The sequence below is a fragment of the Nonomuraea sp. NPDC051298 genome (assembly GCF_055586305.1).
Genome location: NZ_JBVJIM010000021.1, coordinates 1 through 21,135, shown reverse-complemented (window position 1 = coordinate 21,135; position 21,135 = coordinate 1). Strand labels below are relative to the sequence as shown.

21 protein-coding genes are annotated in these 21,135 nt (G+C 71.9%); 11 read left to right on the top strand and 10 right to left on the bottom strand.

Annotation, left to right across the window (positions count from 1 at the left end):
- The 3 genes from ACZ6S0_RS40000 to ACZ6S0_RS39990 all read left to right on the top strand — a co-directional run.
- On the top strand, positions 1-283 hold a 283-nt coding region (locus ACZ6S0_RS40000; protein ID WP_465924545.1), incomplete at its 5' end, for a hypothetical protein.
- Positions 284-285: 2 nt separating this feature from the next.
- Positions 286-1,014, top strand: a complete 729-nt coding sequence (locus ACZ6S0_RS39995; protein WP_465924544.1) for a class F sortase — start codon at positions 286-288, stop codon at positions 1,012-1,014.
- 484 nt (positions 1,015-1,498) lie between these two features.
- Positions 1,499-2,605, top strand: a complete 1,107-nt coding sequence (locus ACZ6S0_RS39990) for a sialidase family protein (protein WP_465924543.1) — start codon at positions 1,499-1,501, stop codon at positions 2,603-2,605.
- A gap of 122 nt (positions 2,606-2,727) precedes the next feature.
- Here the strand turns inward: ACZ6S0_RS39990 and ACZ6S0_RS39985 are convergent, their stop codons facing one another.
- On the bottom strand, positions 2,728-4,386 hold the full coding sequence (locus ACZ6S0_RS39985; RefSeq protein WP_465924542.1) for an IucA/IucC family protein: 1,659 nt from the start codon (positions 4,384-4,386) through the stop codon (positions 2,728-2,730).
- A 92-nt stretch (positions 4,387-4,478) separates the two neighbouring features.
- Between ACZ6S0_RS39985 and ACZ6S0_RS39980 the strand changes: the two genes are divergently transcribed.
- Together ACZ6S0_RS39980 and ACZ6S0_RS39975 are read left to right on the top strand one after the other, a co-directional pair.
- Positions 4,479-6,074, top strand: coding sequence for an IucA/IucC family C-terminal-domain containing protein (locus tag ACZ6S0_RS39980; RefSeq protein ID WP_465924541.1), 1,596 nt, complete (start codon positions 4,479-4,481; stop codon positions 6,072-6,074).
- Positions 6,075-6,125: 51 nt separating this feature from the next.
- Positions 6,126-6,998, top strand: a complete 873-nt coding sequence (locus ACZ6S0_RS39975) for an alpha/beta fold hydrolase (protein ID WP_465924540.1) — start codon at positions 6,126-6,128, stop codon at positions 6,996-6,998.
- On the opposite strand, the gene ACZ6S0_RS39970 is transcribed toward ACZ6S0_RS39975, so the two are convergent.
- Entirely contained in the window at positions 6,987-7,169 is a 183-nt protein-coding gene (locus tag ACZ6S0_RS39970) for a hypothetical protein (protein ID WP_465924539.1), read from the bottom strand. The genes ACZ6S0_RS39975 and ACZ6S0_RS39970 overlap by 12 nt on opposite strands.
- A gap of 36 nt (positions 7,170-7,205) precedes the next feature.
- On the opposite strand from ACZ6S0_RS39970, the gene ACZ6S0_RS39965 reads away from it, so the two are divergent.
- The 4 genes from ACZ6S0_RS39965 (at position 7,206) to ACZ6S0_RS39950 (ending at position 10,083) form a co-directional block, all read left to right on the top strand.
- Positions 7,206-8,312, top strand: coding sequence for a glycosyltransferase family 9 protein (locus ACZ6S0_RS39965; RefSeq protein ID WP_465924538.1), 1,107 nt, complete (start codon positions 7,206-7,208; stop codon positions 8,310-8,312).
- On the top strand, positions 8,309-8,659 hold the full coding sequence (locus tag ACZ6S0_RS39960) for a hypothetical protein (RefSeq protein ID WP_465924537.1): 351 nt from the start codon (positions 8,309-8,311) through the stop codon (positions 8,657-8,659). The genes ACZ6S0_RS39965 and ACZ6S0_RS39960 overlap by 4 nt, the downstream gene beginning before the upstream one ends.
- A 64-nt stretch (positions 8,660-8,723) precedes the next feature.
- On the top strand, positions 8,724-9,302 hold the full coding sequence (locus ACZ6S0_RS39955; protein ID WP_465924536.1) for a TetR/AcrR family transcriptional regulator: 579 nt from the start codon (positions 8,724-8,726) through the stop codon (positions 9,300-9,302).
- A gap of 19 nt (positions 9,303-9,321) precedes the next feature.
- Entirely contained in the window at positions 9,322-10,083 is a 762-nt protein-coding gene (locus ACZ6S0_RS39950; RefSeq protein ID WP_465924535.1) for an SDR family NAD(P)-dependent oxidoreductase, read from the top strand.
- Between the two features lie 68 nt (positions 10,084-10,151).
- Here the strand turns inward: ACZ6S0_RS39950 and ACZ6S0_RS39945 are convergent, their stop codons facing one another.
- Entirely contained in the window at positions 10,152-11,678 is a 1,527-nt protein-coding gene (locus ACZ6S0_RS39945; RefSeq protein WP_465924534.1) for a golvesin C-terminal-like domain-containing protein, read from the bottom strand.
- 187 nt (positions 11,679-11,865) lie between these two features.
- Between ACZ6S0_RS39945 and ACZ6S0_RS39940 the strand changes: the two genes are divergently transcribed.
- Entirely contained in the window at positions 11,866-13,824 is a 1,959-nt protein-coding gene (locus tag ACZ6S0_RS39940; RefSeq protein WP_465924533.1) for a family 10 glycosylhydrolase, read from the top strand.
- A gap of 10 nt (positions 13,825-13,834) precedes the next feature.
- On the opposite strand, the gene ACZ6S0_RS39935 is transcribed toward ACZ6S0_RS39940, so the two are convergent.
- The 4 genes from ACZ6S0_RS39935 to ACZ6S0_RS39920 all read right to left on the bottom strand — a co-directional run bounded on the left by ACZ6S0_RS39935 (position 13,835) and on the right by ACZ6S0_RS39920 (position 17,449).
- Positions 13,835-15,292, bottom strand: a complete 1,458-nt coding sequence (locus ACZ6S0_RS39935; protein WP_465924532.1) for a pyridoxal phosphate-dependent decarboxylase family protein — start codon at positions 15,290-15,292, stop codon at positions 13,835-13,837.
- 23 nt (positions 15,293-15,315) lie between these two features.
- Positions 15,316-15,945 carry a TetR/AcrR family transcriptional regulator gene (locus ACZ6S0_RS39930; RefSeq protein ID WP_465924531.1) on the bottom strand — a complete coding sequence of 210 codons (630 nt, stop codon included), beginning with the start codon at positions 15,943-15,945 and terminating at the stop codon, positions 15,316-15,318.
- Between the two features lie 77 nt (positions 15,946-16,022).
- A complete protein-coding gene (locus ACZ6S0_RS39925; protein ID WP_465924530.1) occupies positions 16,023-17,006 on the bottom strand; it encodes an ABC transporter substrate-binding protein in 984 nt (327 codons plus the stop codon).
- A gap of 23 nt (positions 17,007-17,029) precedes the next feature.
- Positions 17,030-17,449 carry a hypothetical protein gene (locus ACZ6S0_RS39920; RefSeq protein WP_465924529.1) on the bottom strand — a complete coding sequence of 140 codons (420 nt, stop codon included), beginning with the start codon at positions 17,447-17,449 and terminating at the stop codon, positions 17,030-17,032.
- Between the two features lie 167 nt (positions 17,450-17,616).
- Between ACZ6S0_RS39920 and ACZ6S0_RS39915 the strand changes: the two genes are divergently transcribed.
- Positions 17,617-18,024: a hypothetical protein gene (locus tag ACZ6S0_RS39915; RefSeq protein WP_465924528.1), complete on the top strand. Its 408-nt coding sequence runs from the start codon at positions 17,617-17,619 to the stop codon at positions 18,022-18,024.
- 41 nt (positions 18,025-18,065) lie between these two features.
- On the opposite strand, the gene ACZ6S0_RS39910 is transcribed toward ACZ6S0_RS39915, so the two are convergent.
- Genes ACZ6S0_RS39910 through ACZ6S0_RS39900 form a run of 3 tightly spaced genes read right to left on the bottom strand, consistent with a single transcriptional unit; the run spans position 18,066 to position 20,867 of the window.
- Positions 18,066-18,731: a GNAT family N-acetyltransferase gene (locus ACZ6S0_RS39910; RefSeq protein WP_465924527.1), complete on the bottom strand. Its 666-nt coding sequence runs from the start codon at positions 18,729-18,731 to the stop codon at positions 18,066-18,068.
- Positions 18,728-20,212, bottom strand: a complete 1,485-nt coding sequence (locus ACZ6S0_RS39905; protein ID WP_465924526.1) for an APC family permease — start codon at positions 20,210-20,212, stop codon at positions 18,728-18,730. The genes ACZ6S0_RS39910 and ACZ6S0_RS39905 overlap by 4 nt, the downstream gene beginning before the upstream one ends.
- A 22-nt stretch (positions 20,213-20,234) precedes the next feature.
- Positions 20,235-20,867: a GOLPH3/VPS74 family protein gene (locus ACZ6S0_RS39900; RefSeq protein ID WP_465924525.1), complete on the bottom strand. Its 633-nt coding sequence runs from the start codon at positions 20,865-20,867 to the stop codon at positions 20,235-20,237.
- Between the last annotated feature and the right edge of the window lie 268 nt (positions 20,868-21,135).

The window sequence follows — 21,135 nt, the reverse complement described above, 5'->3', positions numbered from 1 at the left end:
TGGGGTGGATACCGGCGTGGGTGGGTCGGCTGCGCGGGACGACGACGATGACGACGACAGCGCCCCGCGCGGTGGCGTCGACACCGGCATGGGCGGCACCGCCGGTGGCACGACCGCCGAGGGCGGAGCCTCCACGACGGGCAAGGTCGTCATGACCGAGTCCGCCGCGGGCACGGCGAGCGACGGCAGCGACGTTCCGGTGCTTCCGCTCGCGCTGGCGGGCGCCGGTCTGCTCGGGGTCGGCGCGTACTGGCTGCGGCGCACGTTCGTCACGGGGAGCTGACCGTGCGCGCGCTCCTGGCAACCGCCACGTGCACCGTCCTGGTGGCGACCAGCGCCTGTGCCACCGGCACCGGCACCGCTGCCGCCGGGACGGCCATCAAGTCCGACATCAAGTCCGACATCAAGACCGCCACCGGGACCGCCACCGGGACGGCCAGCGGCATCCCCGAGGTCACCGGCACCGCAGGCGTCACCGGCGCCGCTGCGATCGGTGAGGCGCGGGGCGGCGGCGCCGTCCCGGTCGCTGATCGGGCCGGTCGCACCACTGCCGAGACGCCGAGCAGCGCCGCGGCGGATGCGGCCGCACCCGTGCGGTTACGCATCCCGGCCATCAAGCTCTCCACCCCAGTGATCCCGCTACGGCTTGACAAGAAAGGCAAGCTGATCGCACCCACCAAGTTCGACCGGGTGGGCTGGAACCAGTCCGGGCCCGAGCCGGGCGAGAAGGGCGTGGCCGTGATAGCGGGTCACGTCGACTCCAAGACCGGCCCGGCGGTGTTCTACCGCCTGCGCCAGCTCAGCAAGGGCGATCGCATCCATGTCGACCGGGCCGACGGCAGCACGGTCACGTTCGTGGTCGGCCGCCTGGCCCGCTACCCGAAGAGCAACATCCCCAACAAAGTGGTCTACGGCCAGAGCAAGAGCCCCGAGCTCCGGCTGATCACGTGCGGCGGCACGTTCGACCGCGCCCGCAGCAGCTACCGCGACAACGTGATCGCGTTCGCTTCTTGACGCCCGCCCGTACGGGTCGGCGATCCAGGCCGTGCCGCCGAGGAGCCCACACCTCGGCGGCACGGTCGTGTGCGTGTGCGACGTGGGGTTCGACGCGCTCCACCGGGTGGTCCGCCAGCACGAGAAGGTCAGAGGTGGCCATCATTGCGGTGGTGGCGCGGTCGTGTACGTGCGTGAGGGGACGGGAGGCGGCCACGTGTTGGTGGCGCGGTCATGTGCATGGGTAAGGGCGGTGGCCGTGTGTTGGTCGTGTGGGGTGGGGCGGGGGAGGCCGTGCGTCGGTGGTGCGTGTGGTGAGGGAAGTGGTGTGAGTGGTGAGGGGAGGAGGTCATGTGTGTGCGTTGGGGGTGGGTGGAGATGTGGGTGGTTTGTGGTTGTTGGGGTGGGTGTGGTGGTGGAGTTTGTGGTGGCGGGAGTGGGGTCATTCGCCTGTGCGTACGGCTCGCGTCGGAGTCCGTTAACCCGGCGGCCGTAGCGTGCTCGTATGGCGGATCGTTACCCGACCTCGGTGCCCTACAAGCAGTTGACGGACGGCTACCACACGTTCCGGATCCCGGCGACCGTGGTGACCAAGGCAGGCACGGTGCTGGCCTTCGCGGAGGGGCGGCGGGGCTCGGCCTCCGACTCGGGACACATCGACCTCGTACTCAAGCGTTCTTCCGACGGCGGCCAGACCTGGGGCGCGCTCCAGGTCGTGGCCACGGAGCCGCGCCGGGGCACGGCGGGCAACCCCGCCCCGGTGGTGCTGGACGACGGCAGGATCGTGCTGGTCTTCGTCCGGCAGGGGCCGTCGGCGACGGAGGACAAGATCCGGCGCGGCCAGGTGGCGGCGGCTGACGGGCGGAGGGTGTTCGTACAGGTCAGTACGGACGACGGGGTCACCTGGTCGGCGCCTCGCGAGATCACCGACAGCGTGAAGCGGTCCGGGTGGCGCTGGTACGCGACCACGCCCGGCCACGCCTTCACGCTGCGGCAGGGCGCGCACGCCGGGCGGCTGGTGGTCCCGGCCAACCATTCGCTGCCGCCCAGCGGTCAGGACAACGGCACCGAGGGCAAGTACAACGGCGGCCACTCCCTGCTGAGCGACGACGGCGGTCAGACTTGGCGCATCGGCTACGTCGACGACAACCCCGACGGATACGTCAACGTCAACGAGACCACCGGCACCGAGTTGCCCGGCGGACGCGTCTACTTCAACACCCGTACCGAGTCCAGCGCGCCCGGCACCAGGGCCGACGCGTACTCCGCCGACGGCGGTCAGACGCTGGAGCACCCCTTCCGCCCGCAGGCCGGGCTGGTCGGCCCGGTCGTGGAGGGCAGCGTGTTGTGGTGCGAGTCGCCGGAGGTGCTGCTGTTCTCCGGACCCGCGGCTCCCGACGCGCGGGCCCTGATGACCGTACGCGCCAGCGACGACCACGGTGTCACGTGGCGGGTGGCGCACACGGTGTCCGGGTTGCCCGCCGCCTACTCCGACCTGGTGCGGATCGACGCCGACACGGTGGGCCTGCTGTACGAGACGGGGAACCTCGGCCCGTACGAGAGCATCGCCTTCCGCCGCCTCCCTATCGCGGAGTTGGCCGCCCCCAGATAGCCTGCCCGTTTCGGCGGTCAGCGCAGGTGGCCCGCACGTGCACGGCCCCGGTGGGCACTTGCCGGTGGTTCGCGGCTGTTCCGTGGGTCGTCCCCCGCCAGGGTCCTGCCTCTGGGAGGGGGTCATGGGGCGCCCAGGGTGATGAGCGGGTTGGGCAGGCTGGTCCAGGAGTCGCCCGGCGGGGCGCCTTCCAGGCGGGCGAGCAGGTGCGCCTTGACCGTGATCCGTTCCGCGAACAGGGCCCGTACGTCCGGGGCGGGCAGCGCCGTGCACGCGTGGCGCGCGGCGGTGGCCACCACCTCCCACAGCCGCGCCTCCACGTCCCGGTCGCCCTGCCCGAACAGCGGGACCAGGCTGCCGAACGTGGTGCCGACCAGCGAGCCGAGGAGCTTGGCGTGCAGTACGGCCGGGTCGTCGCTGAGCAGCCTGGCGCTGACGGGCGGGACCTCGACGCCGTTGCGGGCCAGCCTGGCGGGGCTGATCCGGACGTCGGCCAGATCGCGGTAGATCAGCCGGTACGCGAGCCCGTCCCCGTCCAGGGCGACCACCAGGTTCTGGCCGTGGGCCTCCAGCGCCACGCCGAACGACAGCAGGCGCAGCGCGTTCTCCCAGGCCAGACGGGCGAACGCGGCCAGCCACGCGAACGGGTCGGGCACCATCGCCCGGCTGAGCGCCGCGACCGGCAGGACGGTGCCCGCCTCGGGCGTGGGCTCACGCAGCATGACCGACAGGTCGGCGCTGTGCTCGCCGTTCACCGCCCCGGCGGCCCCGGCCAGGTAGCGGGCCGTGCGCAGCCCGCCGCCGCAGCGCGCGGACACGGTGGTGAGCAGGTCCGACAGGGGGACGCAGTCGCGTACCGAGCCGGGGGAGATGTCCCTGATCCCCGAGGTCATGCGCGTGCTGAACGCCGTCTTGAGATGCGGGCCGCCGTCCAGCGGGGAGAGCGTGCGTACGGACATGAGCGGGCGGGCCGGGACGACCCCCGTCGCGTAGGGGCGCAGGCCCAGCCCCGGCAGGACGTGCCTGGTCTGCCAGGGGTGTACGGGCAGCAGCAGCCGGTCCCCGTCTCTGAGTGAGTCCGGCCAGGGGCCGGTGACCAGGCACTCCTTGGCGGGCAGCGCCAGCAGGTCGAGGGCGACGACGGGGCGGTGCTCGGGCATGTACGCGAGTTGCTCGGCGACGGAGACCCCTGGGCGGTTGCGGCAACCCGGGTGATAGGGATGCCCGTCCACCACGCTCTGCTCGAAGTCCTCCAGGGACGCGGTCGAATCCTTCAGGTACGCGGCCGACGGGAGCGCGGGTCCGTCCAGGGGTGCGGCTGACGGGACCGGCGGTCCGGAGGGCGAGAAGGCGTCCTGTGGTGTGGCAGGGCGGCGGTGAGGCCGGTCAGAGGGCGTGGACGAACGGTTGGCGGCGCGGGACAGGGCCAGGGAGGCGACGCTGTTGTCGAGGTCCTCGATCAGGCGGGCGGTGCCGGGCAGGGCGAGGGCGGCCAGCAGTTCGGCGGGGTGCGTGTGGGGCAGGCCGTCCAGCCGGAGCACGGCCTCGCCCTCCAGGTCGTACGGCCGCCGCGCCCGCCCCGTGAGCCGACGCCCGTCGGCCAGCACCACACAGCCGGGGCCGGTCGCGGCCAGGCCGGGCAGCGGCTCGTACAGCAGGCCACGCCACAGCCGTCCCAGGACGGCGGCGCGCGCACCGGGCAGCGCCTCGGCGTACGCGTCGGAAAGATCGGGACGCACGAGGGCCAGTTCGGCGGCGAACTCCCCCTCCATCCGCCTCATATTTCCCACCTTCCCCGGTAACACGCCTGATAGCTACCCTGTGGCACCCGGGGACACAGGGTAGGAGTGACAAAGGGTAGGAGTAGGTCGCCATGGCATCTGCAGAACGCCTCCTGCCACCCCTCGGGCCGGAGAGGGAGTCCCAGGCGGAAGCCTCGACGGAGGAGGCTTCGAGGGAGGCTGAGACGCTCGCGGTGACGGCGCTGCTGAACTGCCTGCTCAGGGAGGTGGCCCGGCCCGCCGAGCCCGGTGCTTTCCTGCTGCCCGCGACCGGGCGCGTGCTGCGGGCCGGCGGTGCGCGCTACCCGGCCGACCCCGCCCTTCGGACCCAGGACGGCTGGCGTCCGCTGGCGCTGCCCGACCTGGTGGCGCTGACGGCCGCCGAACTGCGCGCGGGCACGGGGGTCGCCAACGACACGCTGGCGGCCGAGATCCTGCACAGCCGCGACGTCACGGCCGCGCTGCTGGCGGCCAGGCGGGCGGGGACGCCGCCCGGGGATCCGTACCTGGTGTCGGAGCAGGCGCTCGTGGCGGGGCACCGCTATCACCCCGCGCCCAAGGCTCGCGGCGGGGCGGGGCCGGAGGCGTGGCTGCGTTACTCGCCCGAGGCGCGTACGAGCTTCGCCCTGCCGCTGCTCGGCGTGCCCGCTGCGGACCTGGTGGACGAGGGGGACACGAGCGCCCTGGACCGGCTCGGCGGCCCGCCGGGCGACGGCCTGACGCTCCTGCCCGCCCATCCCTGGCAGGTGGAACTGCTCGGCGGCCTGCGCGACGGCCCTCTGCGCCACCTGGGCGTCACGGCGGTCACCGCCGTCCCCACGGCGTCGGTCCGCACCGTGTACCTGCCGGAAGCGGACCTGTTCTGCAAGTTCAGCCTGGACGTGCGGATCACGAACGACGTACGCCGCCTGTGGCTGCCCGACCTGCGCCACCTCCCGCTGGTCGCGGCCCTGGTGGAGGTGGCCTTCGACGACCTGCCCGGCCACCTGCCGCGTCCCTCCGTGCTGCGCGACCGCGGCTACCGCAGCGCGGAGCTGGACGGGGACGGGGGCGAGGCGCTGGCCGTGATCGTCCGCGACGGGCTGGGCGAGCACCTGCGCCCGGGGCTGACCGCGCTGCTGGCGGCCGGGATCAGCGAGGGGTTCGCCGGCAACCCGCTCGACGGCCTGGACGAGGACGGGGCCCTCGTCTGGTGGGAACGGTACCTGGAGCACGTGGTGCCCCCGGTCCTGCACGCGTACCTGCGGCATGGGGTCGTGCTCGAATGTCACCTGCAGAACGTGCTCATCGCGGTGGACGCGGCCGGTCTGCCCGCGCAGGCGTTGTTCCGTGACCACGAGGGCGTCAAGCTCGTCGCCGAGCGGCACCCGGGGCTGAGCGCGCCCGTGCTGAGCGGGGCACGGGCGTGGGAGCGGCTGGTGTACTGCCTGGTGACCAACAACCTCTGCGAGATCGCCGGCGCGGTGGCGGCCCGTCATCCCCGGCTGGGTCCGGAGTTGTGGGCGCGGGCGAGGGCCGTGTTCGCGGCCGCGGGCAAGGACCACGGGGATCCGCCGGAGCTGCGTGACCTGCTGGCCGCCACGCACGTGCCGGCCAAGGCGAACCTCCTGCTGCGCTGGCTGGACGCCGACGGCGCGGCCATGCGGTGGGTGCCCATCCCCAACCCGTTGAAACTCTTTACGGCCTAAGCTATTCTCGCTCCGGTCAATTCTTTACGGCGTAATGAGTTAGGGGGGACGATGGCCGAGGCGACACTGCACGACGGGAACACCATCGAGGTGGAGGTGTCCGGCTCGGGCCCGGTCGTGCTGCTGCCCGTCGATCCACAGCCTGTGGAGGGCGAGCAGGCCGAGGAGATGCGGAAGTGGGGCAACGACCCGGTGCTCGGACGTTCGCTGATCGACGGGCTCGGCGACGGCTTCCGGGTGGTGGCCTTCGACTACCTGGGGCACGTCATGAGCACGCCCAAGCCCGCCACGCTCACGCCCGGCAACGTCGTGCGTGACCTGCTGGCGGTGGCCGACGCGGTGGGGGCCGAGCGGTTCGCGTACTACGGGTACTCGTGGCTGGCGCTCAGCGGGCTGCAGCTCGCGATCAGGACCGATCGGCTGACCGCGCTCGTCATGGGCGGGTTCCCGCCGTACGGGGGGCCGTACGCGGAGATGTTGCGCGTCACCAAGGCCACGTACGAGCTGGCTGCCGCGCCCAAGCCGGTCATCGAGCCCGGCTCCGCCTCGAAGGGCTCCGGCGACGCGTACGACTGGTCCTCGGTCGAGGTCGCCACGACCGAGGACCAGACCCGGCAGTTCGTCACTCTCTACGAGGGGTTGCGCGGTTTCGACGACCGGGCGGTGCGGCTGTCCTGCCCGCGGCTGTGCTTCGCGGGCTCCGCCGACCAGATCCAGTACGACGAGCGGTGGGGCGGCGTGCTCGTCGACATCGCGGGACCGCTGGTGCGGCACCGGGCCGAGATGGAGGCGCTGGGCTGGGACGTCGAGGTGCTCGACGGCCTCGACCACATGAGCGCCATGCAGCCGCCCAACGTCCTGCCGGTCCTGCGCCCCTGGCTGGAGCGGACGCTGGCCCAGGATCCCCAGCGGTCAGGGGAGTGAGCGCATGCGGCCGATGATCGCGGTCGTCGACCGGTCGGGCAGGTAGTCCAGCACCCGCACCTCGCCGCCCAGCGCTCTGACCGGCGGAACATCCGGGAGCATCTCCGCGGTGTGGTCGCCGCCCTTGACGTACATCTCCGGGCTGACCAGCTCAAACCTGGCATCGCTCAAGTTATGGACGCCGGGTCTCTGGGTAGCCAGCCCGCTATGTACGGCCCTTCGGACCTCCACCCGCACGCCCCGGCCGGGGCGGCGGCGCTGGTGGACGGTGTGCGGCGGATCGCCGTCCTGCGGGCCAACGCGCTCGGCGACTACCTCATGGCCGTCCCTGCCCTGGAGGCGCTCAAACGGGCCTACCCCGGCGCGCACCTGACGTTGCTGGGCAGGGCCTGGCACGCCGAGTTCCTCACGGGCCGTCCTGGGCCGGTGGACGACGTGGTCGCGCTGCCGCCGATCTCGGGCGTGTCCACTCCCGAGATCGGGCGCCCGGTGCCCGACGGGTTGTGCGAGGAGCTGCGGGAGCGGGGCTTCGACCTGGCCGTGCAGATTCAGGGGGGCGGACGCTTCTCCAACCCGTTCGTCCGGCGGCTGGGGGCGCGGGTGACCGCGGGGATGCGGGCGGCGGGCGCGGAGAGCCTGGACCGCTGGGTGCCGTACACGGACCACCACCACGAGACCCTGCGCTTCCTGCAGGTCGCGGCGCTGGTCGGCGCGGTCGGGAACGGGCTGGAGCCGCGGGTCGAGGTCACCGCGGACGACCGCGCCGAGCTGGCCCGCGCGCTCGGGCACCCGCCTGCCGGGCTGGTGGCCGTGCACCCGGGCGCGAGCGATCCCCGGCGGCGCTGGCCGGTGGAGCGGTTCGCCGAGGTGGCCGACCGGTGCGGCCGTCCCGTCGTCGTGACCGGTACGCGGGCGGAGCAGGGCCTGGTCATGGGCGTGGTCGCGGCCATGCGCCGCCCCGCGATCCCGGTCGTCGGCGCGCTCGGCATCGGCGGGCTGGCCGCCCTGTACGAGCACTGCGACCTGCTGATCGCCAACGACACGGGCCCGCGCCACCTGGCCGCGGCCGTGGGCACGCCCACGGTGGCCGTCTACTGGTGCGGCAACCTGATCAACGCGGGCCCGCTCAGCAGGACCGCGCACCGGCCGCTGGTCTCGTGGACCACGGCCTGCCCGCGCTGCGGCGCCGGCGGCGTGGACCCGCATGCCGAACGTTGCCCGCACGACGAGTCGTGGGTGCGCGACGTCTCGGCGGACATGGTGAGGGAACAGGCGGAAGACCTGCTCTCGGGAACTCGGGGGGATGGAAGATGACCGATCGCGCCGTGCTCGACGAGTTGCGCCAGGCCATCGACGAGGCGTTCCACGGACGCGAACGGGTGGCGATGAGGGAGGTGTACTCGCAGGTCTCCCAGCACGTGGGTCTGTCGGCCGACCTGCTGACGCACCTCAACGAGCTGCCCGAGGGCGCCTACGACAAGCGGGAGCTGACCGAGGCGATCAACGAGGTGATCACCCGCCGGGGCGAGCAGGACACGCTCGGCCTGCTGGAGGTGCCCAGGCAGGCCGGTCCGCAGGAGGGGCCGCGGGCCGTGCGCGACGAGGCGGCGCGGGGAGGTCTCCGCGAGCCGGACGACGACGACCCCGATCTGATGCGCTAGAGGACGTCACGCGGGCTCGGGCTTTTTTGACCGATCGTTCTCGATTGTGTTAGCGTCTGCGACCGTGGCAAGAGCCAAGGAGTTCGATCCTGAGGTGGCGCTGCAGCGGGCGCTGGAGCTGTTCTGGGAGCGCGGCTACGAGGCGACCTCGATGGCCGACCTCGTGGAGCGCCTCGGCGTCGCGCGGGCGAGCATCTACGCGACCTTCGGCGGCAAGCGCGAGCTGTACCTCAAGGCGCTCGAGCGCTACCTGGGGCAGCGCGACGTGGTCGGCCCGCTGTCCCAGCCGGGGCCCGCGCTGCCCGCCATCCGCGCCTTCCTCGACTCGTACGTGGCCGAATGTCTCGCCGACGAGCTGCGGCGGGGCTGCATGGTGGTCAACACGGCGGTCGAGTTCGCCGCCCGCGACGCGACCGTGCTGGCGAAGGTGGCGTCGAGCTGGGCGGGGATGGAGTCCGCGCTGGCCGGCGCCCTGGTACGGGCGCGCGCCCAGGGGGAGATCCCGGCGGGCAAGGACCCGTACGCGCTGGCCAGGTTCCTGCTCGTGCTGGTCCAGGGTCTCAGGGTGCTCGGCAGGGCCGACCCCGACGCGCGCAGGCTGCGCGACGCGGTCGACCAGGCCATGAAAACTGTCGAAATTTGAGAACGATTGGTATGGAATAATGACGAGACGTTTCGAGGGGAAGGTCGCGCTCGTCACGGGCGCGAGCGGGGTCGTGGGCCGCGCGGCCGCACTGGCGTACGCGCGGGAGGGCGCGGCGGTGCTGGCCGCCGGGCGTGACGCGGCCAGGCTGGCGGAGGTCGTGAAGCTGGCGGAGGAGGGCGGCGGGCGGGCGAGCGCGTTCGTCGTCGACCTGACCAACTCGGCCGAGGCCGCCGCCATGGTCGAGGCCGCGGTCTCCCGCTACGGCGGGCTCGACGTGGCGCTCAACGCGGCCGGGATCTTCGGCATGCTGGCGCCGCTGGCCGACTACGACGAGGACACGTGGGACGAGGTGCTCGCGGTCAACCTCAAGGGCGTGTACCTGTCGATGAAGCACGAGATCGGCCACATGCGGGCGCACGGTGGCGGGGCCGTGGTCAACGTGTCGTCCAACCTCGGGGCGCACTGGCGCCTGGCCGGGGCGAGCGCGTACGCGGCGTCGAAGGCCGCGGTGAGCGTCCTGACCCGGGCGGCGGCCCGCGACCACATCGCCGACGGCGTACGCGTCAACGCCATCAGTCCCGGCCCGATCGACTCGCCCATGTCCCTGTTTCCCGGCGAGACGCCGCGGGACCGCGACGAGCGCATGAGGGACGCGCTCCCGATCGGCCGGGTGGCGACCCCCGAGGAGATCGCCGCCGCGGCGTTGTGGCTGTCGTCCGCCGAGTCGGGCTTCGTGGTGGGGGCCGACCACGTGATCGACGGCGGCGCCACCGCCTGACCCGACGTGAAGACGGCCCGCGCCCGGGAAGAGGAGGGAGATGGGCGCGGGCCGTGCTGGGGGTTCGCTCAGAGGCGGCTGATGCGTACCGCGTCGGCGATCACGAGACCGGTGCCCGAGGTCCACCGGCTCACGCCGACCACGTTGTACGTGCCCGCGCTGAGCGAGAAGGTGCCGATGCTGCGCCAGGCTCCGCCGCCTGATCGCTGATCGACGTAGACGGTCTGGTTACCGCCCGAGGCCGCCACGATGTACGGCGCCGAGCTGTTGTACCCGGGATCGGCCGGATACCAGACCTCGACCTGGTAGTTGCCGGCGCTCGGGATCGTGGCCGAGTACCACGCCGGGTCGCTGGAGGCGACCGGGTCGGCGAAGCGGTAGTCGGCCCCGTGACGCTGGCTGGAGTAGGTGGAGGTGCCCCAGTTGGCGCTGGCGGTGAACTGGCCGGAGGTGGCGTTGTCGACCGTGGTCTGCCACGTGGGCTCGCCGCCGCCACCGGTCACGTAGCCCATGAACTTGGTCCAGTTCCAGTTCGGGCCCGGGTCGGTGTGGGTCGCGCCGGGTACCTCGTTGTGGCCGACGATGCCGGTCCGGGTCTTCGGGATGCCGTACTTGTCGCAGAGCGCCTTCGTCAGCGCCGCCGAGGCCCGGTACATCGCGTCGGTGAACCACGAGGCGTCGTTGACGAAGCCCTCGTGCTCGATGCCGATCGAGCGGTTGTTGAAGCTGGAGTTGCCGGCGTGCCAGGCGACGTCCTTGTCCCGCACCATCTGCGTGATCGCGCCGTTGGAGGACTTGACCACGTAGTGCGCGGAGACCTGGGCACTGGGGTTCTGGAACCAGGAGATGGTTCCGGCGTAGGAGCCCTGGGTGACGTGGATGACCACCCGGTCGATGTTGTAGCTGGTCTCCCGGTTGGAGACGCGGTAGTTGCTGGTGCTGGCCGCGACCCAGGCGGCCGGCGGGTAGTCGGGGCTGGCCACGGCGGCCTGCGCGTTCAGGTCGCGGGCCTTGGCGTACTCGCCGCGGTCGGCGGTGACCTCCTGCGGCTTGACCTGGACGCCGCGCAGGTCGATGCCGAGGCCGAGCTGCTCGTAGACGGCGTCGGCGTACAGGCGGGCCAGCTCGGGGGAGGACGCGTTGCCGTAGGCGGCCACGGCCTGGTACCAGCGGCCGAGGTCCTTCCTGGCGGTCTCGTCGAGGCCCAGCTTGTCGGCGTGGGCGCGCAGCACGGCCGCGCCGCCGAGGACGTTGGCCTCGTCATCGATCTTGAGCTTGTCGGCCGCGATGCCGGTGAGCTCGGCGGCCTTCTCAAGAGAGTGGTTGGTCGGGTTGCTGACCAGGTGCATCACGCCGTAGCCGCCGCTGGCGCTGGGCTCGCCGCCGTGACCGTCGAGGTGGGTCTCGGCGTAGGAGAGCGCGACCAGCAGGTCACGCGGTACGTCGTGCGCGGCGGCCGCCTTGGCGAAGGCCGCGGCCAGTGCGGGCTCCTTGACCTGACTCGTCTCTGACCAGGCAGGACGGCCTGAGACGAGTAGGAGGAGGGCGAGCATCGAGGTGGCGAGGGCTGCTAATCGCATGCGGGCGAGAGTCATGGGTGCTCCTCGTTCACAGGTGACGGGGTGCACGCTACGACAGACATTGACAAATGTCGATAATTGACATTACTTCGGTGTTAGGTGAAACTTTCCGCCTCCCCCCCGGCGTCGCCGCAAAGATTGGGCCCCCCGGAAGTTCTGAAAACTATTGCGCATTCATGTGGATGCGCTGAAACTTCCCTTCGTGACCGCCTTCCTGCGTACCGTCCTGGCGGCGATCACCGCCGCTCTCGTCAGTGTCGTGGCCCCTACTCCCGCCCCAGCCCAAGCCTCCTCCGTCGCCTGCGCGACCGATCCCGCAACGCCCAAACGGCAGCTCAGGGCGATGTGGATCTCCTCCGTGGCGAACATCGACTGGCCCAGCCGCACAGGGCTGAGCGTGTCGGCGCAGCAGGCCGAGTTCCGTGCCTGGCTCGACCTGGCCGTGGCCAAGCGCATGAACGCCGTGATCGTGCAGGTCAGGCCGACGGCCGACGCGTTCTGGCCGTCGCCGTACGAGCCGTGGTCGCAGTGGCTCACCGGCACCCAGGGCGGCAACCCGGGCTACGACCCGCTGGCCTTCATGGTCAGCGAGGCCCATGCCAGGAACCTGGAGTTTCACGCCTGGTTCAACCCGTACCGGATCGCCAATCACGACGACCCGTCCAGGCTGGTGTCCACACACCCGGCGCGGCAAAATCCCGACTGGCGTTTCGCCTACGGCGGCAAGCTCTACTACAACCCGGGCATTCCGCAGGTCCGCGACTTCATCGAGGACGCGATCATGGATGCCGTCTCCCGGTACGACGTGGACGGCGTCCACCTCGACGACTATTTCTACCCCTATCCGGTGAGCGGCCAGGCCATTCCCGACTCCGCGACATACGCCCAGTACGGCGGCTCCTTCTCCAACATCGCCGACTGGCGGCGCGACAACGTCAACCTCCTCGTCCGCGAACTCGACCAGCGCATCCACGCGGCCAAGCCGCACGTGACGTTCGGGATCAGCCCGTTCGGCATCTGGCGCAACGCCGGGACCGACCCGCTGGGCTCGCGCACCTCGGGGCTGCAGTCGTACGACGCGATCTACGCCGACAGCCGCCAGTGGGTCAAGCAGGGCTGGGTGGACTACCTCGCGCCGCAGATCTACTGGCACATCGGCTTCGCCACGGCCCCGTACGAGGTGCTCACCGCCTGGTGGTCGGACGTGGTCAGGGGCACCGGCGTGCAGCTCGTCGTCGGCCAGGCCGCCTACCGCGCGGGCGCCTCCGGGCAGGAGGCCGCCTGGCAGGACCCGGCCGAGCTGAGCGACCACCTCACCGACAACCGACGCCATCCCGAGGTCGTCGGTGACGTCTACTTCAGCGCCAAGGACGTCAAGGCCGACCGGATCGGCGCGATCACCAGGCTGGTCAACACTCACTACGGCAAGCCCGCGCTGCTGCCCGCCCGCGGCACGGCGGCGGCCCCCGGCGTGCCCTCGATCACGTCGGCCACCCGGGTCTCGAACGGCGTGCAGCTCGCCTGGACGGGCTCGGCCACCGCGTACGCCGTCTACCGGGTGGACGGCAGCCCGTCGGCCGCCGACCCGTGCTTCTTCGCCGACGCCCGCAACCTGGTCGGCACGACCCGGCAGAAGACGCTCACCGACACCACCGCCACCGGGTCGGCCTACACCTACTACGTGACCGCGCTCAACCGCACCCACCAGGAGAGCGGTCCGAGCGCGGGCCGGGCGGTGGGCACGGGCGGCGGCACGTTCAGCGTGGTGGTGGACAACGCCGACGCCGGGTTCTCGGCGGGCTCCGCCTGGGGCACCTCCACCTACTCCACCCAGCTCCACGGCACCGACTACCGCTTCGCCGAGCCGGTCGCGGCCAGCGATCCGGCCTGGTTCAGTGCGGCCGTTCCGAGCGCGGGCAGCTATCGGGTGGAGGTGTGGTACCCGGCCAACTCCGGCTACAACAGCGCGACGCCGTACGTCGTGGCGGCCTCGGGCGGGAACCAGACGGTCACCGTCGACCAGCGCACGGGCGGTGGGGCCTGGCGCAGCCTCGGCGCCTTCTCGCTCAACGCGGGCACGTACAACGTGGTCGGGGTGAGCCGGTGGACCTCGGGCACCGGCCTCGTGATCGCCGACGCGGTCCGCCTCACCAGGCTCTGACCGGCTCCTGTCACGGGGTGTAGATCAGGGAGAGGAAGCGCACCAGGATCCGCTCCCTCGTCGCGGCGGGCAGGGCGTCCAGGACGGTGTTGACCACCGCCATCTCCGGTTGTCCCGCGCCGGGCCGCAGGTCCACGCCCACCGAGGCGGCGAGGGAGGCGAACGTGGGGTCGTCCAGCGAGTCCAGGTCCAGCCCCGCCACCAGCTCCACCAGCCCGTCGGGGAGCGTCGCGGGGCCGCGCCCGCGGGCGGCCTCGGCCGACTCGGCGATCACCTTCAGCATGGCCTCCACTCCGGCCGACGTGACCCCGGTGACCGTGATGTGCAGGTTGGCCGGGATGCCGGCGTAGGAAAGCTGCGGCTGCAGGAACCAGCCCCGTGCCCGTGCCTCGTCGGCCAGCACGAACACGTCCACCCCGTCACCCGCGAAGGCCACCAGCGACGACTGGGGCTCGCCCAGCACCCGCAGCCCCGGGATCGCGGCCAGGCCCTCGCGTAATCTCGCCGTCGCCGCCAGCGTGGCCCGGCCCAGGTCCGCGTACCCTTCCCGGCCCAGCGCCTGCAACGTCGCCCACGCGCCGCCGAGCGGCCCGGCCGACCGGGAGCTCTGCACGGTCGCGTTGATGACCGTGTAGCCCGGCCAGGCCGCCGAGGCGAAGTACGCCTCGCGCCGCATCGCCGGGTCGGCGAACAGCAGGACGGAGGCTCCCTTGGGCGCGTACCCGAACTTGTGCAGGTCGCAGGAGATCGACGTGACCCCGGGCACCGACAGGTCGAACGGCGGCACCTCCGCCCCCGCCTCGCGTAACCACGGCAGCAGCCACCCGCCCACGCAGGCGTCCACGTGGCAGGGCAGGCCGGCCGCCGCGGCCACGGCCGCGACCTCCTCGACAGGGTCGATCACGCCCTGGGGGTAGGACGGCGCGGAGACGGCGACCAAGATCGTGTCCTCGTCGATCGCCGCCGCGACGTCGTCCGGCCGCACCCGGTACGTCTCCAGGTCCACCGGCACGGGCACGACCTCGACGCCCAGGTAGTGGGCCGCCTTGTGGAAGGCGGGGTGGGCGGTGACCGGCAGCACGAGGTTCGGGCGGGCCCTGGCGGCCGGGTCGCGGGCGGCGTTCGGGCGGGTCCTGGCGGCCAGGTCGCGGGCGGCCTTGACGGCCAGCATGATCGACTCGGTGCCGCCGCTGGTGAAGACGCCGTGGCCGCCTCCGAGCAGGTCCGCGACCGCCCCGACGACCTGCCGCTCCATCTCGACCACGCTGGGGAACGCGGTCGGGTCGAGGCAGTTGACCTCCAGCATCTCCAGGTAGGCCCGGGTGGCGGCGTCGTGCACCTCTGGCCGCCCGGTGTCGTAGACGTAGGCGGTCACCTGGCCGCCGCGTACGGGCAGGTCGTGCTGCTTGAGCCGGGCCAGCTCCGCCAGCAGGTCCGCTGTGGCCCTTCCGGTCGAGGGCAGGTACACGGGCTCTCCTGTCTGCGTGGCTGTCAGTGAGGGTCGCCGGGCAGGCCGAGCGTGCGGTGCAGCGACTGGTGCAGGTGGGCGCGGAAGCGGCGCAGCGCGGCCCGGTCGCCGGCGCCTCTGCGGCGGCCCCTGGCGTCCAGCACGCCGCCCTTGGCGAAGCCGTGCACCGCCCAGATGACCGTCCAGACGGTGTACTCGAGGTCGGCCTCGGCGCGGATCGTCCCGGCCTCGACCGCGGGGCGCAGCGCCTGGGTGACGGCGGCCATCAGCGGCAGGACGTACTGGCGTTCCAGCTCGGTGATGTCGCTCGCGTCGGACAGCCAGCGGTGCATCCACAGGGCGGGCACCTCGGGGTTGTCCACGCAGAAGTCGAGGTAGTCGTCGGCCACCCGGTGGATGGCGGCCACGGGGTCGTCGCCCGGCAGCCTGGCGAGCGCGGCCTCCAGCGCCGCCTTCTCCGCTCGGTGCGCGGCCTCCATGACCGCGAGGTACAGCTCCCGCTTGCCGCCCACGTGGTAGTTGACGGTGGCGATGTTCAGACCGGCGGCCTCGGCGATCTGGCGCGTGGAGGTGCCGTCGTAGCCGAGGGCCGCGAAGAGTTGCGTGGCGACCTTGAGGATCAGGCCGGCCTGTGCGCTCTCGCCGGGGGTCATGCGACCGAAGGTAGTTCCGCCGCGCCTTGCCGGTCAATCAGTTGATGGAGAACTTTGCCCGGATTTGCTGCTCCGCATCACGCCACCCCCGTGTCGTCGCCCACGGCGGCGGGGCCGTCCGGCCCCCAGCGGGTCAGCACCACACGGTGCCCGACCTGCGTCCCGGTGCTCGGGTCGATCCTGAACGCGCCGAACAGCGTGGTGGTCTCCAGCGCGGCGGCGGCCGACCACAACGCCTCCCGCCCGGTGCTCCCCGACACCGTGGCACAGTGCGTGGCCAGGATCGCCGCGGCGGCGGCCTGGACGGCCGGGTAGCCGGGCGGCGTCCGGTACGCGGTGAGGAAGTCGCGCTCCGCGACCCCGAGGGCCGCCTCGCCCTCGACGCCAGGGAACCATTGGCCCACGCCGTAGACCCCGCACGGATCGCGGACGGCCTCGCCGAACTCCCGCACTCCGGCCGCCACGGCGCACACCCGTCCCGGCACCCGGACCCGTCCGAGCAGCTCGACCTCCTCCTCGAAGGACCCGGCGCACAGCAGGTGCCACGACCCGCCGGGCGGGGCCTCGTACGTGACCGGGAGGCCGAGCGCCTTCGCGCGGAGCCGCGCCCCGGTGGCCACCTGGCGGCCGAAGCCGCCCTCGCCGTGCGCGATCCACAACGGGCTCCGGTCGCCGTCGCGGGCGAGGAGGCGGAGGAACGGCTCGGCGTACCGGCTGGCCGGGGTGGGGACGGAGACCACGTGGCCGGGGCGGGCGGCCTCGACGTCGTCGCCCGCCCCGCCGTGGTTCCACACCACGCGGCCCAGCTCCATGGCCACGCGGCCCGCCCTGCGCATGAGCTGCGTCGAGTACGGCCCCAGCAGCAGGTCACACCGTGCCGCCAGGTCCCGGAGCACGCGTTCCAGCACCTCGGGATCGCTGCGGTCGTCCGCCACGACCAGCTCCGCGGACCTGTCGAACGACTGCCAGACCCCCAGGCCGAGCGCCGCCTGACGGCCGAACCGGGCGTGGCGGCCCGAGAGGGAGAGCGGGGCCCCGACGCGGAGCCGGTGTACGGTCATCCGCTACCCCTGCCCGCCCCGCGTCAGTCAGGCGCCCAGTACTTCTCCATGATCTTCTCAAGCTGCCCCACCACCGGCTTCCAGCTCGCGGGCAGCGTGTACCGGGTGGCCCGCCGCTTGTCGTGGGCCAGCGTGTAGCTGATGAAGTCCGCCCCCTGCGGCCGCCGCTCCGAGGCGCCGACGCGCAGCTTCCTGAGGTGGCCGCGCAGGGTGCGCTCCTCCTTGGCGGTAAGGCACTTGGCGACGGCGGGCCCGGTGCGCCGGGTGAGCCGTACGCAGCCGTTGCCGTAGACGATCACGCGGTCGTCGAACCCCGCGTAGCCGCCCTGCTTGCGCAGGTCCACCAGCACCCGCTTCGCCGACGCCTCGGCCTGCGCCGGGGCCATGGACGTGCTCGGCGCCAGCAGGAGCACGGGCAGGAGCACGATTCGCCACATCTTCATGCCCTCTATGACGTCTCCCGCCCCCGAACGGCTCACCGCCGACGTGCAACGCGACATACCGTCTGCATACCAGCCCTTCGTAGCCTGGCGGCGAAATTCAGCGCCGTTCGCAAGAAAGGGCCACCATGGCATCCCTCACATATATCCGCAGCCTGAAAGTCGTATCCGTGCTGAGCGCGTCGCTCGTGGCGGCTTCCGTGTTCGGAGCCGCCCCGGCGTCCGCGGCGGGCTCTTGGTCGGTGGAGGCGCCGACCCGGGCCACGCAGGTGAAGACGCTGGTGCAGAAGGACTTCGGGAGCTACACCCTCCAACTCCGCTACGGCAGGTACGGGGGCAAGGGGTGGATCTGGGCGCGGATCACCGACATCGACTCGGACATGGGCGGCGACAACCTCTGGATCACGGTCCACGATCGCACCAGCAACGCGAAGGCGTCCAAGTGGACGTCGATCAACGGCAAGAAGACGACCTACAGCGTCGCCTACCGGTACCGCGCCGATCACACGTTCCAGTCCTGCGAGAAGAACAACATCATGGGTGGCAGCCCGGCCGTGTGCGTCACCCACCGCACCTGACCTTTGCTTCCGACCTCTGGCCCGGAGGTTGAAAGCGAAGCTCAGGGGGAGGTGGGCCGCCACATGGGCCAGAAGAGCGAGCCGTCCGGGAGCGCGAACGGCTCGCGGAGCCGGTAGCCGTGGCGGGCGTACAGGTCGCGGTTGCGCGGGTCGCTGGCCTCCAGGTACGCGGGCAGGCCGCCCATCCGGGCGTGCTGGTACCGGAGCAGGGCGGTGCCGAGCCCCTGGTTCTGCCGGTCGGGGTGCACCGCGAGGAAGGCCAGGTAGTGATGCGGCTCCGTCGGGTGGTGCTCCTCGAACAACTCGTCCAGTATGCGGAAGCGGTCCGCCCACTCGCCCGTGGCCTCGGCCATCCGGCGGTCGTATCCGGGCGGCGGGGGCACCGGCGACGTGTGCGGGAACCACACCGCCACCGCCTGCCCCTCGTCCATGAGGTGCACCTCGCCGTGCTCGATGGCGTGCTCGACCTGGATCAGGAAGGTGGCCGCCATGACCCGGTGCCGCGCCCTGCGCTCGGGCACCAGGTAAGACACGGCCCGCAGCCCGGCGAACGCGGTCGCGATCAGCTCGGCCACCTGCTCCGCGTCGGCGGCCGTGGCCAGGCGCACGGCGGGCCGCAGCGCGAACGTGGCCCCCGTGCCCAGATGCCGGACCGGCCACGCCTCGAACGTCTCCTCCATCGGCCCAGGTCTCCTCTCGTCGCTCATGCGATGTCCTGGGCGGTGGCCGCCTTGGCGCCCATCCCCACCGCAGCGTAAACGGCGGGCTGCCCGGAACGTAGCACCAGCGCCCACACCACGCCGAGCAGCGCGGCGACGCCGTAGACGACAGGCAGCACCCACGCCAGCGGATCGCCCTCGGGCACGCCGAGCAGGGTCGCGAAGTTGTCCAGCGCCAGCCACACCATCACGCCCAGCGCGACCGCCGCCGGGACGGGGGCCACCACCCGGCGGGAGAGCGCCTCGCCGCTGGGCTCACGGGCGAAGAAGACGATGATCGCGAGCGAGGTCACGAAGACCAGCAGCAGCACGCCGAACCCGCCGAACGAGCCGCCGTAGAAGAAGAGCTGCACCAGCGGGTCGAGGCCCAGGACGGCGTACACCACGATGACGACCAGCCCGAGCGCGCTCTGGGCGATCGAGCCGGCCTGGGGCGCACCGCTGCGCGCCCGCGTGCGGCCGAAGACCGCCGGGAGCACGCGTTCGCGGCCGAGCGCGAAGAAGTAGCGGGCGGTGGTGTTGTGGAAGGAGACCATCGCGGCGAACACGCTGGTGACGAAGAGCACCCGGGCGATGTCCACCACGACCGAGCCCAGGTGCGCCTCGGCGAGGACGAAGACGGTGTCGGCCTGGTCGCGCCGAGCCGTGGCCACGATCGCGTCGGGGCCGGTGGCGACCGTCATGGCCCACGACGACAGCGCGTACACGACGGCGACGATGGCCACGGACGCGTACGTCGCGATGGGCACCGTACGCCGCGGCGCCCGGCTCTCCTCCGAGAACACCACCGACGACTCGAACCCGACGAACCCCAGCGTCGCCAGCACCAGCAGCGCCCCCACGCCCGGCACGAACAGCGCGGACGGCGACAGCGCCGCGAAGGACAGGCCCGAGGCGGCCGGGTTCATCAGGTCGGCCAGGTCGAACACCAGGATGACGGCCACCTCGGCGGTCAGCAGCACGGCCAGCAGCCGGCCGTTGACGTCCACGCGCATCACGCCCAGCACCGCGACCAGCGCCCAGGCGACCAGCGAGATCACCCACCAGGCGGGCGCGAGGCCCAGCCACTGCTCCAGCACCGGCGCCGCCGCCGCGCCGAGCGCGCCGTAGAGCCCGACCTGCAGCGCGTTGTACGCGATGAGCGCCACCCAGGCCGCCGCGATGCCCGCGGGACGGCCGAGGCCCCGGGTGACGTAGGTGTAGAACGCCCCGGCGTTGGCCATGTGCCGGGCCATCGCCACGTACCCGATCGCGAACACCGACAGCACCGCCCCCACCACCAGGAAGGCGATCGGCAGCCCGGTGATCCCGGTGACGGCGTAACCGGTGGTGACGACCCCGGCGACGACGGTGAGCGGCGCGGCGGCCGACAGGACGAAGTAGACGACCGTGGGCGCGCCGAGGCGGTCGGAGGCGAGGGCGCCGGCGACCGGGTCGGGCACGGTGCCGGTTCGTGCGGTACGCGTCATGATCCTTCCAGGGGGTGTGGGGTCAGGTGCGGTAGGTGAGCACGGAGTCGCCCACGGCGGCGTGGACCTGGCGGCTCAGGTCGCGCAGCGGCTGGGGCATGGTGGCCAGCAGCGTGGTCAGGTAGTCGCGGGCGGCCCGCCGGTTGTCGGGGTCGTCGAGCACGGTGTCGGTCAGGTCGCAGGCGTCCACGAGCGTGGCCAGCGCCATGTCCTGCGGCGACAGCGGACGGCACTGCCCGAGCGCCAGCCGCAGCCGGGTCGGGGGCCACACGGCGTGGCTGAAGTCCGTGGCGAAAAAGCGGAATTGCTGTCGTTTGAGTAGTCTGCGGGATTTGCGCTCCAGTAATCCGGCGGTCAGCAGCCGTCCGCTCACCTCCTCGAGTGAACGTTGCGCGAGATAGGCCAGCCAGGTGCGCACGTCGGTATGGTGCGGCGAATTCCCGAGATCCGCCAGCACCCTGTCGGCCACGCCCTCCTCGACCGGCCGGGAGTCGGACATGTGCAGCCGCACGCCGCGTACGACGATCCGCCGGTGCAGCACCAGCTCGCCGAGCAGCGCCCCGGCCAGGCCCAACGCAATCCCCTGTACGTGCAGACGGGGTTTGCCCGTGCCGGTGGTGTCCCAGGAGACCAAGAAGAAATCATCGGCAAGCACCTTGAATCGGTCCGCTCACTATCGCCTATAAAGGACAACCGGCTATCGGCCGGACGGGCGTGAAGTCGCCAGCGGAAATATCTACCAAGAAGATCGGGGCGCGGCTAGACCCATTTGCTGGCAAGGTGCTGATACGGGTGGCATTAATGCTCAATGCGATGATTTATCCCTATTAGCCTCGATCTTTCGTGATCTTGGTGTGGTCCGTTAAACGGTTCGGCTGTGGGTTGAATGCGTGCTGTAGTCAGCACGCTGGCCCGGCTGTCGC

Bases quoted from the DNA above. Each gene is read 5' to 3' on its own strand.
- ACZ6S0_RS39990 (WP_465924543.1), top strand. From the start codon at position 1,499: ATGGCGGATCGTTACCCGACCTCGGTGCCCTACAAGCAGTTGACGGAC.
- ACZ6S0_RS39985 (WP_465924542.1), bottom strand. From the start codon at position 4,386: ATGAGGCGGATGGAGGGGGAGTTCGCCGCCGAACTGGCCCTCGTGCGT.
- ACZ6S0_RS39980 (WP_465924541.1), top strand. From the start codon at position 4,479: ATGGCATCTGCAGAACGCCTCCTGCCACCCCTCGGGCCGGAGAGGGAG.
- ACZ6S0_RS39975 (WP_465924540.1), top strand. From the start codon at position 6,126: ATGGCCGAGGCGACACTGCACGACGGGAACACCATCGAGGTGGAGGTG.
- ACZ6S0_RS39965 (WP_465924538.1), top strand. From the start codon at position 7,206: ATGTACGGCCCTTCGGACCTCCACCCGCACGCCCCGGCCGGGGCGGCG.
- ACZ6S0_RS39960 (WP_465924537.1), top strand. From the start codon at position 8,309: ATGACCGATCGCGCCGTGCTCGACGAGTTGCGCCAGGCCATCGACGAG.
- ACZ6S0_RS39950 (WP_465924535.1), top strand. From the start codon at position 9,322: ATGACGAGACGTTTCGAGGGGAAGGTCGCGCTCGTCACGGGCGCGAGC.
- ACZ6S0_RS39945 (WP_465924534.1), bottom strand. From the start codon at position 11,678: ATGACTCTCGCCCGCATGCGATTAGCAGCCCTCGCCACCTCGATGCTC.
- ACZ6S0_RS39930 (WP_465924531.1), bottom strand. From the start codon at position 15,945: ATGACCCCCGGCGAGAGCGCACAGGCCGGCCTGATCCTCAAGGTCGCC.
- ACZ6S0_RS39925 (WP_465924530.1), bottom strand. From the start codon at position 17,006: ATGACCGTACACCGGCTCCGCGTCGGGGCCCCGCTCTCCCTCTCGGGC.
- ACZ6S0_RS39920 (WP_465924529.1), bottom strand. From the start codon at position 17,449: ATGAAGATGTGGCGAATCGTGCTCCTGCCCGTGCTCCTGCTGGCGCCG.
- ACZ6S0_RS39910 (WP_465924527.1), bottom strand. From the start codon at position 18,731: ATGAGCGACGAGAGGAGACCTGGGCCGATGGAGGAGACGTTCGAGGCG.
- ACZ6S0_RS39905 (WP_465924526.1), bottom strand. From the start codon at position 20,212: ATGACGCGTACCGCACGAACCGGCACCGTGCCCGACCCGGTCGCCGGC.